The organism is Clostridium sp. MT-14, assembly GCF_042436595.1.
GTDB classification, from domain to species: domain Bacteria; phylum Bacillota; class Clostridia; order Clostridiales; family Clostridiaceae; genus Clostridium_B; species Clostridium_B aromativorans.
Genome location: NZ_JBHMIY010000017.1, coordinates 44,766 through 57,297, shown reverse-complemented (window position 1 = coordinate 57,297; position 12,532 = coordinate 44,766). Strand labels below are relative to the sequence as shown.

At 34.1% G+C, this 12,532-nt stretch carries 14 protein-coding genes; all 14 read left to right on the top strand.

What is annotated here, in order from left to right:
* The first annotated feature begins 151 nt into the window (after positions 1-151).
* The 14 genes from ACFHWD_RS12620 (at position 152) to ACFHWD_RS12555 (ending at position 12,490) form a co-directional block, all read left to right on the top strand.
* Complete coding sequence (locus tag ACFHWD_RS12620; protein ID WP_179977676.1) at positions 152-1,603, top strand: hypothetical protein; 1,452 nt, start codon at positions 152-154, stop codon at positions 1,601-1,603.
* Between the two features lie 6 nt (positions 1,604-1,609).
* The gene (locus ACFHWD_RS12615; RefSeq protein ID WP_378062152.1) at positions 1,610-2,941 is read left to right on the top strand and encodes an ATPase, T2SS/T4P/T4SS family; all 1,332 of its coding nucleotides are present in this window, start codon (positions 1,610-1,612) and stop codon (positions 2,939-2,941) included.
* Positions 2,934-3,881: a type II secretion system F family protein gene (locus ACFHWD_RS12610; protein WP_150359046.1), complete on the top strand. Its 948-nt coding sequence runs from the start codon at positions 2,934-2,936 to the stop codon at positions 3,879-3,881. Before ACFHWD_RS12615 ends, ACFHWD_RS12610 begins: the two co-directional genes overlap by 8 nt.
* An 11-nt stretch (positions 3,882-3,892) precedes the next feature.
* Positions 3,893-4,741, top strand: a complete 849-nt coding sequence (locus ACFHWD_RS12605; protein WP_150359045.1) for a hypothetical protein — start codon at positions 3,893-3,895, stop codon at positions 4,739-4,741.
* A 272-nt stretch (positions 4,742-5,013) separates the two neighbouring features.
* Positions 5,014-5,223 carry a hypothetical protein gene (locus ACFHWD_RS12600; protein ID WP_150358898.1) on the top strand — a complete coding sequence of 70 codons (210 nt, stop codon included), beginning with the start codon at positions 5,014-5,016 and terminating at the stop codon, positions 5,221-5,223.
* 22 nt (positions 5,224-5,245) lie between these two features.
* Positions 5,246-5,734, top strand: a complete 489-nt coding sequence (locus ACFHWD_RS12595; protein WP_378062149.1) for a hypothetical protein — start codon at positions 5,246-5,248, stop codon at positions 5,732-5,734.
* 18 nt (positions 5,735-5,752) lie between these two features.
* The gene (locus ACFHWD_RS12590) at positions 5,753-6,340 is read left to right on the top strand and encodes a hypothetical protein (RefSeq protein WP_229981794.1); all 588 of its coding nucleotides are present in this window, start codon (positions 5,753-5,755) and stop codon (positions 6,338-6,340) included.
* Between the two features lie 78 nt (positions 6,341-6,418).
* The gene (locus tag ACFHWD_RS12585; RefSeq protein ID WP_179977669.1) at positions 6,419-7,075 is read left to right on the top strand and encodes an RcpC/CpaB family pilus assembly protein; all 657 of its coding nucleotides are present in this window, start codon (positions 6,419-6,421) and stop codon (positions 7,073-7,075) included.
* Positions 7,076-7,115: 40 nt separating this feature from the next.
* A complete protein-coding gene (locus ACFHWD_RS12580) occupies positions 7,116-7,703 on the top strand; it encodes a metal-dependent hydrolase (protein WP_378062146.1) in 588 nt (195 codons plus the stop codon).
* A 43-nt stretch (positions 7,704-7,746) separates the two neighbouring features.
* On the top strand, positions 7,747-8,592 hold the full coding sequence (locus tag ACFHWD_RS12575) for a S1 RNA-binding domain-containing protein (protein WP_378062144.1): 846 nt from the start codon (positions 7,747-7,749) through the stop codon (positions 8,590-8,592).
* A 63-nt stretch (positions 8,593-8,655) separates the two neighbouring features.
* Complete coding sequence (locus ACFHWD_RS12570) at positions 8,656-10,095, top strand: ATPase, T2SS/T4P/T4SS family (RefSeq protein ID WP_150358904.1); 1,440 nt, start codon at positions 8,656-8,658, stop codon at positions 10,093-10,095.
* Between the two features lie 86 nt (positions 10,096-10,181).
* On the top strand, positions 10,182-11,183 hold the full coding sequence (locus ACFHWD_RS12565; RefSeq protein ID WP_378062142.1) for an NlpC/P60 family protein: 1,002 nt from the start codon (positions 10,182-10,184) through the stop codon (positions 11,181-11,183).
* A gap of 18 nt (positions 11,184-11,201) precedes the next feature.
* Complete coding sequence (locus ACFHWD_RS12560) at positions 11,202-11,621, top strand: single-stranded DNA-binding protein (RefSeq protein ID WP_378062140.1); 420 nt, start codon at positions 11,202-11,204, stop codon at positions 11,619-11,621.
* Positions 11,622-11,782: 161 nt separating this feature from the next.
* Entirely contained in the window at positions 11,783-12,490 is a 708-nt protein-coding gene (locus ACFHWD_RS12555; protein ID WP_378062138.1) for a hypothetical protein, read from the top strand.
* Positions 12,491-12,532: the final 42 nt, after the last annotated feature.

Below are 12,532 nucleotides of genomic sequence, written 5' to 3'. Positions count from 1 at the left end.
TGGGGGCCTTCTTTTTTTTATCCCCAATTTTTGCTGGAGAAAATATTAAATTTTAGCCCAATTATAAGCAAGAAATCGCCATAATTTCTTATCATCGTATTCATTTATACTGAGTGTATACTGAATTTCTACAGAAAGGAGATATAGGCTTTTGATATTGATAGCGACGGGAATAAGTGATTTTGATGAGCAGATAAAAGAAGCAATTGATAGAGAAAATACCCACGGTACAAAAATTGTAGGGTATAGAGAATATCTTACGGGCGATAATGTAAGTTCGGATATTATAATTCTATCTAAAAGACTTCCTGGGGATATACCATTAAGACAGCTTCTGTTTGAACTTAAAAGAGGGAGCAAAACTCAAAGAATTATTTATCTTACAAATCAGGAAGACATAAAAGGTATAGAAGCATGTTTTGAATTTGCCATATATGATTTTCTATTTGATCCAGTAACAGTAGATAATATATTGGATTGTATAAAAAACCCCAGGACATTTACAGATGTGAGTTCCATCTATTTGAATTTTCAAGAAAAAATAGCCAAACATCCCGAAAATGATATTGATAAACCTCTTGTTGATACCAAAAAAAATACCAAAGTAGAAAAACCTATAAGGACAAAAGAAAAAATAAAAGAGGTTGAAAAAATAAGGGTAATCGAGAAAAAAGTGGTAGAAACAAGATTATACAAGCAAAATGTCATATCATTTTATTCTGCCGACAATAATATTCTTGCCAGCTTTGTTCTGGCTAATTCGGCTGTAGCTTTCAGCAGAAAATCCGAAAACAGGATACTTGTTATAGATAATAATACTGTACCCTGCCTTGATCATATGTTTGGAGTAAACAAAGAAATTATGGTAAAGGACAATTTTAATTCTAATTCAATTGATACAGGACTTTCAGCCTGCTATACATCCATAGAAAACTTTACTTTCAATGCGGAATTACTTAAAAAATTTGTTATACCGATCAAATACAGTAAAATAGACGTTCTGACAGGTATATATGACAATAGTGTTTTAAAACAGATGGAAGGCAAGCATTACAAAAGCATTATTGATACGGCCAGGGAAATATATGATGTGATCCTAATATCGGTCAACCCTTTCAAGGCAGCGGCAGGAACAATATATTCCCTGCTAAACAGCGACAAAATAGTGACCGTGGTGGAAGCAAATTATCTTTCGGCAAGAAATACGGTGAATGCTCTTAAAACTCTTGAAGGTACTGGAATTTATAAAGATAAATTTGGAATAGCAGTTGTGGAGGATAATGGAGCTCTGGATATTGGAGTCATGGATAAGATTTTCGAGAGTTATAAGGTTATATCTCAGATACCATTAAGCAAAAATTACAACAAGTCCATAAATACTAAAAAACCTTTGATTGGTTCACTGTATTCTTCAAGAACTGATAAAAATTCCTATGGCAGAATAGTTACTTTTATAGGTCTTTCAAATTCAATTGTGGTAAAGAACAAAACTGAAAATAAAGAGTATGAAAATGATAAAAAAACGAATGTATCTCCCACAAAAGGCATCGGTTTCTGGCTCCTAGGGGATATGAAGAAATTAGCGAGAAGGGGAAGGAGGTAATATACTTTGCCTTTAATAGTAGATTTGGATGATCTTAACTATTTACACCAGGTTTCAAATATGCCGAAGAAAAATTTAAATGAGACTATAGATAATATAGTAGACTATCTTGTTAAAAACTGTGCACTTCTTATAAATGACATAGAAAAAAATAAGAAACCTGTAACCTTAATAAATGATGAAATCCTAAAATATATAAAAAGCAATAAAATTTCAGTAGTATCCCAAAACAATCTTAATATGCTGCTGACATCCATAAACAATTATATCTGGGGATATGGCCCAATTCAATCATTTATCAACGATAGAGATATTTCAGATGTTTATATTTTCAACAAAAATTGTGTGGCCATAAAAAAATATGGGAAACTGCAATTTACAGATATAAAGTTTCCAACTGACAAGTCACTTCTGAATTTCTGCTATAACCTCGCCATAAAAAATGGGGGAAGCCTTTCAGATATAAATGCAAAACAAATTTTATCCGATTCAAAATCACAGAAAGATGCAATCCTTAGAATTGACATAGTTATAGATCCAATTACTTATACAGGCTCGCAGGTTGAAATAAGGAGACTTCCGAAAAAGAAAAAGTCATTTAATGATCTTATAAAAGAGGGAATGCTAAATGCAGAGATACAGAAATATTTAATAACTGCTGTTAAATCGGGACTTAATATAGTTTGGACAGGCCGTGGCGGTAGCGGTAAAACCACACTTATAAATGCATGTCTCGATTATGTTCCGAAACAGGATGTACAGCTTATAATGCAGGAATCCGAGGAACTTTTTACCTCACATAAGGCTACCTTCATGCAAAAAGTTAAAAAGAAACAGGGTGAAAGTGATGTGGAATATACCCTAAAGGATCTCACTATAAATGCACTTCTCATGAGCCTTGACAGGATGGTAATAGGCGAGATCAAAGATGAGGAAGCCATGGAATTTTTTAATGCCGTATACAGCGGCCACATAGGCTGGACCAGTGTCCATTCCCCATCGTCTGAAGAGTGTATGAATAAAATCGTACACCTCATGAAGTATTCAAAGACCGACCTTCCCAAAGAAGATCTTATGGAAATGCTCACGGAGATAGACCTCATCATATACATGGAAGACTACAAATGTTGTGAACTGACTGAAGTTGCAGGGTGGGATGAACAAAAAAAGAAGCCTTTATTTAATCCGGTCTTCAAATACAATACCGTAAAAGATAAATCTGATGGCAGCTACAGGGGCGAATTCATAAGAATTGGCGACAGTTGTGAAAAAGTAATGAAAAAAGTAAAAAAGGCCGTTGTTTCAGGAAAACTGAAGGGAGATGGTGACATTGTATAACTGGCTTATTGTTATACTTGAAATTGTAACGATGGTTTTACTGTATAACCTCATTTATATTACTATTTCACATGTCAGAGATGTTAAATTCAGAAAAAAAGTAGAAAATGGATTAAACAGACTTAATTCCAGTGACCTTAGAAAAGACATCCAATATGTATCCAAGAAGAAAAGGCCCCGATACTTACAGGACTTGTCACTATTAATACAGCAGTCAGGATTAAACATCAAGTACAAATTTATAACTCCGGTTTTCGTGATAGTCATATCTTGTGCCATATCAATAATATTTTTCATATTGTCTCAGAAATTTATAAATATACTGGTACCTTCAATTTTCATGGCGCTGATAGGATATAAAGTGCCTTCTGTTTTACTCAATATACTGGTGGGAATAAACTCAAATAAAATAACAAAGAGGATTATAGATTTTATAAACCTTCTTAAAAATTTCTGCATGGTGAAAAATAATATTTCATATGCTATTGCTTCAACAGGAAAGTATATGAAGGAGCCTCTGCAAAGTATATGTGAAAGTTTTAAATATGAGGTCAAGCATGGAATTCCACCTTATACAGCACTTGAAAATATAAAATATAGAGTTGATAGTAATCAATACAGCCTTCTTATAAAGAACCTGCAGATATGTTCAAAGCACTCGAACCAATATCTTGAAGTTCTTAAAAAATCAGAGAAACTTATGATGAGTTTCGCAAAAGAGCAGACTTTGAGAAAAAAAGAGATAAGTCGTGGTGTAATTGGCGTAGCCGCTCTGGTGGGGATGTCAGCTCTTATATTTTTAATGCTTATTTATATGAACCCAGGTTTAATCGAGCAGCTTCAGACTTCTACAATAGGACAAATTATTGTTTCAATCAATGTTTTTGCATATCTGGTAGGAATACTTGTAGTAGAAAAACTTGCCAGGTTTGATTTCTAGGAGGTGCTAATTTGCTTTTTATATTGAAATTGATTTTTTTGGTGGCTTTGTTTTTCATAATATATTTTGAAGCTGATTATCTGTATTTTAAAAACAATAAAAGTGTATTGGAGGCAAAAGGTGAATACAAGAAAAAGTATTACGCCTTCCAGGGGCTGAAGGCAGGCATTGAAAAAAATGAAAGGTTGAAGAACATTATTGAGAAGAAAGATGAAAAGCTTAAGAAAATGGGTAATCCCTTAAAAGTGAACGGATTTACTTATTATTTGTACAAGTTTGTAATTCTTATCCTGTTTACAATACTTCTCTTGATGAAGGACATGAATAGTTCACTGGTATTTGCACTAGTGCTTGCGGCCTTTCTTCCCGATTTTATGATCAATTCTGTGTACAAAAAAGAGAAGTTTCAGATACTTGGAGATTTGCCAAACATAAATGATGTTCTGAACATACAGTCAGGGGCGGCAGGAATGGATCTGGGAAGTGCACTTGTTGAAGTGTTTGATGTGGCGAAATGCAAAAGACTTAAAAATAAGCTCATAGAACTTTCCATTGAAATATCACTTACAAAAAATATACCAGACGCACTAGACAAGTTTGCAAAAAACTTTGATATAACTGAAATAGACAGCTTTGTACTGGCTCTAAAACAAGCCATCACGACAGGACGTTCCAAAGAACTGCTTGACAGCCAGAGTGAACTTTTGAAAGATGCTTCAATTGCCAGAATATCTGCTAAAACCAAAGAAATAAGCATGTGGGTCGGTTTGGTAGGAGGATTTATTTTTATAGGACTTGCCAGCATTATACTTTATAGCTTCGGGGTACAGATTTTCTCAAGCTTTAAAGATATATTTTAATGTAACTGGCAAGAAATCACCCACCTCTCTACATGTGGTGTGATGAATAATAGTCTTTTGGTTTGATTTATACTTATAATCATCCTACGACGGGAACCGCAGGAACTGCGGGATAGCATGAAAAATAAGAGAAACCGCTGTTAGTAAAGAAATATGCTAATAAGTATGCTCTTTTCCCATTAAGCTCTGACTTCAAGCGAAGCTAAGTTGGGGTAGTTCACAGATATATTTTAATAAAAATATTTTTTATTGAAAAAGGAGGAAATAATCGAATGATTATGCTAAAGGAATTGGTGAAAACACCACTAAGAAAAAGGAAGAAGGGTGATATAACTCATGTACTTGGAATTGTTGCTGTTACTGTTATTATGATTGCAATAGTTATGGCTGTCAAGGGACTTACATGGGCTGACTTGGTAACGCTTATAGATGATTTTGTAACCGGGCCATTATGGAAACATGTTACTGATCCATTCAACTAAATTTATGGAAGGGGGAAGATAAATGTTAAGAAAAGTATTCCCCAAAAGGAAAAAGGGATTTGTAGAAACTATGCTCGGTTCCCTGATAGCTATCTTTGTACTGCTGGTAGTAACATTTACAGCAATAGTCGATATCAAGCCTTTTTATATAAACCTGCAGCTTCACCAGGTGGACAGACAAGCATCCTTACGTATGGAAACAGATGGAGGGCTGACCGATGATACCAGGCAGTACATTGTTGATTCCCTGAGCAAAATGAATGGGTTTGATGCCAGTAAGTTGGAAATCAAGGCTTCAAATACGGCTGAAAACCATTCTCCTAATCCAACTGATGATACCAATTTTGCAAATTATGGTGAGCCTATAAGTCTCACTTTAACTTATAACTATACTCCCCGAAAGCATCATCTGGTAGGATGGACAGAGGTAACTACAGAAAATGGCAATGTTATACCCATAACTGTTCACTGGGATACGACAAGTAAAAGAATAAGAACAATAACCCATTAAAAGGAGGGACTAAAAATAATGATAAAAATAGCCAAAAAAAAAGGATCTGTCCAATTAGTCCCTTTATTCTTTATATTACTTATGCTTGTAGGAATATTTTCCTTATTCTTATATGAAAATGTAATTGCAAATGACAAATATTCCAGATTCAAAAACCAGCTAGAAGCTTCAAACCTTGCTGTTGTCAGGAACATAAATCAAAGGCAGCTCAAAGAAACTGGTAAAATAACTTTTAAAGAAACAGATCTAGTTCCGGCTTTTAACACTTTTAAAGAATATCTAATTAAAAATTATAGCCTTGGTTCAAATCTCAATAGCCTTCCTGGAAATACATCGGTTATAGGAAAAGTTTCCATAAAGGATTTAAGAATATACAGTGTTGAAAATGGGGAGCTCAATGAATGGGATTATACAGGCGAGGTATTTAACCATATATCAAATCCTACAGGTAAAACTCCAAATGGCAAACCAGTGGAGCAAACATCGATCTATTCAAAAATAAACTTAAACACATATACAGTACTTAGAGCCGAAAATTCAGGAACCAGCAATTTAAAAAGCTTGGATATAGAAGCATATGATGATTTTGTAACACCTAAAGAATAAGAAGATGGTTGTATGATATTTACAATCATATGTATTTTTTCATTGTTGAATTGTAAAAAGAAAGGATGTGTTTTACAGTTGAAAGACAAAAAAATAGTGGCAATAAGTATAATAGCTGCTGCAGTTATAGGGATCTCTATCTTTTATATTGAAAAGAAAGCCGTACAATATAAACCTACTACTAATGTTTATATAGCAACAAAGAAGATAAATGCAGGCAGTCCGCTTGACAAATCTAATTGTAAGGTCGAAGCCATACAGGTGTCCATGATATCAGCAGGAAGTAATCTAACTCCTAAAGATAATGCTTTAGATGGTAAAAAAATTGCAAAAGAAAATATATATAAAGGTGAAATAGTTAATAAAAACAGAGTCATAAATAAAGAAGATCCACAAGCAACAGCAATAACACTTAAAAAAGGTGAAGTTGAATTTTCAATCAATGCACAGCTGCTTGACAATTACGCTGGAACTTATAGGGAAGGAGATATGGTAACTATAATTTATACGCCAAATGCAACCAATAAAAATCCAAATCCCAAGTCAAAAGTTTTAATCCCCAAAATAAAGGTTTTAGGTGCAATAGATAGTCAAGGAAAGTTCTTAAAGCCGGGTGATAAGGATGCTCTTGCTGCAGGGCTTAGTTTTTCTGGGACTAATGAAGACATGAAAGCTGTTGCACAAGCTCAATCTTCAGGGATTTTTAAAATAGGAAGATTGAATCCCAGTAACTAAAGAGTTTTGTCATAAAGTTTGCAAAGGGGTGATGCCGTGCGTGACAGGTAGAACTCATGCGGCAGTGGGAATTGCTTCTGCTGCCGCTTTAAGTTTAATCTTAAATGTAAAATGTAGTTATGTGTTTTTTATCGGAGCCGCTATTGGCTCATTGACCCCGGATATAGATCTTGATAATAGTACAATCTCAAAATATTTAAATAAAGTAATTATAGCCATGTCTGTTATTTTATCCATAGTTTTATATGTACATCTCAAATATGGCTTTCATAATTTGCAAAATCACCTCACATCCTCGGGCCTCCTTATACTTTCACTTGCTTCTTTAATTTCAAGACTCACTGGACATAGAATGTTCTCACATAGTTTACTTGGTTTTGGTGCATTTTCTTATGGAATATATATTTTGTACAGACCGATATTTGCAGGTTTTGTTGTTGGATATGCAAGTCATATTCTAATTGATCTTTTAAATTATCAAGGGGAAGCACTCGTCTTTCCATTCAAGGGAAGTTACTCATTTAGGTTATGCAAGGCAGGTGGAATCATGGATAAAAGCATGCTTGTTATAAGTATAGTTGTTCTTATTACTCTTATGGAGAAAGCAAAATGGTCTTTACAGTGGTGATAAATTACGGGAAATAAAAATTATAAGAGAAAGGGTGATTTACATGGTGGATCAGTTTTTACAGGATGTATATGCAAGCCGTCAGAGCAGCAAGATTCTGACGGGAGAATTATCTGCTATTGAAATTATAAAGAAGAAAAAAGTTACAGAAGACGGTCAAAAGATAATAGAAATTCCATGTGGGATTGTCTTTTACGGAGATTTCAAAATTCTCATACCTTCCAGAGAAATGAATATCAAGCGTGAAGATCAGATGGAAATTTATAATATAATGAAAACTATGATAGGAGCTCCAATTGATTTCATAGTGGTTGAGCTTGATGCCGAAAGAAAAATTGCCGTTGCATCGAGAAAGAAAGCAATGGATTTGAGGTCAAAGCTGGAATTTCCCAAACATGCTGAGGGAGATAAAATTCCAGTCAGAATTGTGGGTATAGGCCGTACTACGGCATATGTCGAAGCTTACGGGGTGGAAGTCAGAATACCAAAAGAGGAAATAGACTGGGGCTATATATCAGATCTTAGAAATGTTATCCAGATAGGAGATGTAAAGACGGCTGTTATCCAGGAAATTGACATGGAAAAAGGCATTTTAAAACTTTCCATAAAGAGAGCTACAGATGATCCGTATTTTGAAAATATCAAGAAAGTTACCAAGAACAGCTGCTATGAAGCTGTGGTAACAGGAGTAGAGTCTTTTGGAATATTTTTTGAGCTGAAACATTTAAAACACGTGAGTGCACTTTGTCCATACCCTCACTGGGAAGGTTTCAATCCAGAGCCGGGTGACACATGCGTCATAAAAATAAAAAGGATTTTCCAATCTGAAGAGCTTAAAATGCGGAAAATAGATGCCAATCTTGTGAGACTTATAAGAAGGGTAAGGTAGGAAATTTTGTAGGGTGGTTAAAAACTAACTGCCCTACAAATATATATATGGGAGTGATAATAGATGGCACTTTATAAAATAGATACTCTTGATAGATTGTTAAGATTTATCAGTGATATGGTAGATGATAACCGTCAAAATGTTAAAAATTTGAGTTCATTAAAAGAAATGGCGGGTTTTGGTGATCCCAACAGTAAAGATATTTTAAAGGGTGTAATTATAAATTATATAAACAAGTCGGTGGATACTCAAAATATAAACTTACTTATAGAACAATACCATGTAAATTATTTCGAAAAAGTATATACAGGGAACAATAAAGATTTTGGCATGATAATAAACAGTTTGTGTATTCACAGGGATGACAACCTCAACGTAAAGATTGGGCTTCTGGCACAGATAATATTTCAGGAGCTGTATGGACTTTCAGTGATAGATATATACAGTTACAATGATGTAGATGGTCTGAATGAAATAAACTTAAATACCAAGGATTTCGTGAGCTTTCAGATAAAAGGAAGAAAAGAAAGGGTAAAAAAACTGTATTTTAAGGATGAAGTTTCCTATGAAGATACGATAAGAAGAAGTGTGTCATTTTCCAAACTGGACAATTTTCATCCTCTTGACTTTAATAATCCGGAAGTGAAATGTGAAAGAATTTGTGGTGCCAGGGTAACTGCAGTAATGCCGCCGTACAGCAGGTATTATTCACTCAACTTGAGGTATACGGGGGCCACTTTCTTTTCAAAAGAGTTTTTCATAGCTTCCAGGACTTCAAATTTATATATGGAGGAATTCATAGATCTCATAATGAAAGGCAGACCCAATATTTTTGTACTTGGTGGACAGGGTACAGGTAAGACAACATATCTTCTAAGGCTCATATCTTCTATCCCAGAAAATGTATCAATTCTTACAATAGAATCTACATTGGAACTTAACATACTCAAATATTTCCCGGACAAAGATGTCAAAAACTTAAAATTCTTCAAGTTGAAGTCTCCTGAAGATTGTTTTAAGACAGGGCTTAGGATGAACCGTGATATAATCATAGACGGTGAAGTATTGACTCCCGAAGAGGCCTATATAACTCTGGAGGCAATGACAAGGCAGAACAGGGGAAGCATGGGGAGCTTCCACACCTCCTCAAATCAGGACTTTATATATGACTACAAAAATATGCTTTTACGCGGAGGAATATATAAGACTGAGGAATCCGCACTATACGATATAGCCAGAGCAGTTAATATTCTTATATTCATTTCTATAAACAGGCAGACAGGTAAGAGATATATAAAGGAAGTATCGGAAATGATATTCAAGCCTGAAGATTATCACAGGCCATATGAATTAAGCACATTATTTAAGTATGATAGGAAAAAGGATGAACTGTTTCCTGTAAATCGAATATCCGAAGCTTTTCTTGACAGGGCTATGGATTATGAGTTTACAGAGAGTGATCGCGTTAAATTATATAATTTATATAAAAAAATAAAAATATAAAAAGTAACCGAATTATAAACAAATTTTCAAGTCTGATTTCTGCTGTATAATTGTTACGAAAATATATGAGAAAGAGGTGTGATTTTTTGTTTAGGAAAAGTATATTGGCTACGGCCGTAATATTAAGTTTAAGTATGCCTTTTCAAGTTTGTGCAAGCCCTTCAAGTCTTTCCTCCGGCATATCTTCAGATACAAACACCCAAGAGTATAAAAACTGGAATGACAATGTGGAAAAACAGATAGAAATTATGGATAACCAAATAGAAGGGAATATTGCTGCTTTGGAAAAATACAATCAAACTCTTAAAAATCTAAACGATAGCATTTCAAAGAATGCAAAGGAGCTGTCCTCTATAAACAAAAGCATAAAAGACACCAGTGATATTGCTCAAAAAAGAATCAGGGAAATGTACGTCACAGGTTTAAGACAAAACTACATTAATATTCTTTTGTCTTCTAAAAATTTCAATGATCTGATTTCAAAATCAATAATTATAAAAACACTAATGGATTTTGATGACCATAATATAAAAAAGCTTGAAAACGACAAAAAATCCAGGGAAAGCATTGTGAAAAAATTGAAACAGAATAAGGATAAAACTAAAAAATTGAAAAGTGATATTTTAAGGAAAATAGATATACTGAATAAACAAAAACAAAACCAGAAAAAGCTTTTGTCAGTTTTAAACAGTAGCGATCCATCAGAACGTGCTGATTTTGAGAATTCACTGTCAAGAGGAAGCTTTACTTCTACAAATGATGTGGTAAATTATGCACTGTCTTTTCTGGGCGTTCCTTATGTCTGGGGTGGTACAAGTCCCTCTGGATTTGACTGCTCGGGGTTTGTGCAGTATGTATATGAGCATTTTGGTGTCAATCTTCCGAGGGTTTCACAGGATCAGCAGAATTTCGGCATACCTGTCCCCAAAGGTGAACTTCAACCTGGAGACTTGGTGTTCTTCGGTACACCTGCATATCATGTTGGAATGTATATAGGAAACGGTAAATTCATAGAAGCGCCGCATACCGGAGATGTAGTAAAAATAGCAAATTTGGGAAACTACACATCTGCAATGAGGGTTAGATAAAAAATAGGGGTGATATAGATGAATAAAGTTGTTTTGATCGGGAGATTGACCAAGGATCCTGAGCTAAAATTTACACAAAATACTGGTACTGCTGTTGCAACGTTCAATCTGGCCGTAAATAGAAGATTTAAAAAAGAAGGTCAGCAGGAAGCAGATTTTATTCCAATTGTTGTATGGGGAAAACAGGGTGAATCTGTAGCAAACTATATGAACAAGGGAAAGCTTATAGGTGTCAGTGGCAGAATCCAGACAAGGAGTTATGAAGCTAAAGACGGCAGTAGGAGATTTGTAACTGAAGTTGTTTCAGAGGAAATTCAGTTTCTAGAATGGGGAGACAAAAATAAGGCAAAATCAAATACAGGTACAAGTAATGATTTGGCAGATGATTATGACTACTCGGGTATAACACCAGTCGATGATGGAGATATCCCATTTTGATTCTCCGAAAATCAATTGATTATCTGAAGAGGTGATGGTATTATGTAAGTACATAATACATTTTAACTTTTTCTTTCCAGGATACTACCACCTTTGGTGTCCTGGAATTTTATTTTTTGTGAGTTTCAAATTCCATATCAAAGAAAGGTTCCGAAATAAAAATGAATAAAATTTTGAAAAGCAGGTTGCTTTTAATCATCCTGTTTATACTGGTCAAATCTTTGAATTTCATGCTTGTTGTTATAGATAAATATGGCATCTTCATTATAGCTGTGAGTCTTGCACTATATAAAATTTCCATATCCTTTTATATATTTTTTGTAACTGCAGTTATAAAAATAGTACTTAAATTAGAAAATCCAATAAATAATGTACTTTGCATCAATAATTTTACCCGTTCCATAAACATGAATACTGCTGTAAATATAAAAAACATAAAAAACCATAGTACTATGTATGTGCTGAATAAAATTGTGGATGAATTTATAGAAGGGTTTGAAATAGCAGCCCTTGATACGAGAAAATTTAAAATTAAAGAAGGGACAGTCTACAAGTTTAGAACTCACGGTGCCATATATATGCTGTTTGCAAGAAAGGCCATAAAATTATACGATGGAATTGTTTATTGTGATATGGATTCGATGAAACCCGTAAGAAAGGCCATGAAAGACAGCAGGTTAAAGTCATTTAAACCTGCCAGATTAAGTATTGATGATAAAATTACATTTTTAGTTGAACGAATGCTGGTACAATCCTCTTTTACAGGAATGTTGAAATTTTTTAAACGTATGTACTTTGAGGATATACAGGTGCATGATTTTGAAGCGGTATTCACAGATAAAAAGGTATATATAAAAATAAAAGATTAAGCATAATTGCTTTCCCATATGATATGTTGTAATAATTGTTAA

Bases quoted from the DNA above. Each gene is read 5' to 3' on its own strand.
- ACFHWD_RS12575 (WP_378062144.1), top strand. From the start codon at position 7,747: ATGGTGGATCAGTTTTTACAGGATGTATATGCAAGCCGTCAGAGCAGC.
- ACFHWD_RS12560 (WP_378062140.1), top strand. From the start codon at position 11,202: ATGAATAAAGTTGTTTTGATCGGGAGATTGACCAAGGATCCTGAGCTA.
- ACFHWD_RS12570 (WP_150358904.1), top strand. From the start codon at position 8,656: ATGGCACTTTATAAAATAGATACTCTTGATAGATTGTTAAGATTTATC.
- ACFHWD_RS12595 (WP_378062149.1), top strand. From the start codon at position 5,246: ATGTTAAGAAAAGTATTCCCCAAAAGGAAAAAGGGATTTGTAGAAACT.
- ACFHWD_RS12555 (WP_378062138.1), top strand. From the start codon at position 11,783: ATGAATAAAATTTTGAAAAGCAGGTTGCTTTTAATCATCCTGTTTATA.
- ACFHWD_RS12600 (WP_150358898.1), top strand. From the start codon at position 5,014: ATGATTATGCTAAAGGAATTGGTGAAAACACCACTAAGAAAAAGGAAG.
- ACFHWD_RS12590 (WP_229981794.1), top strand. From the start codon at position 5,753: ATGATAAAAATAGCCAAAAAAAAAGGATCTGTCCAATTAGTCCCTTTA.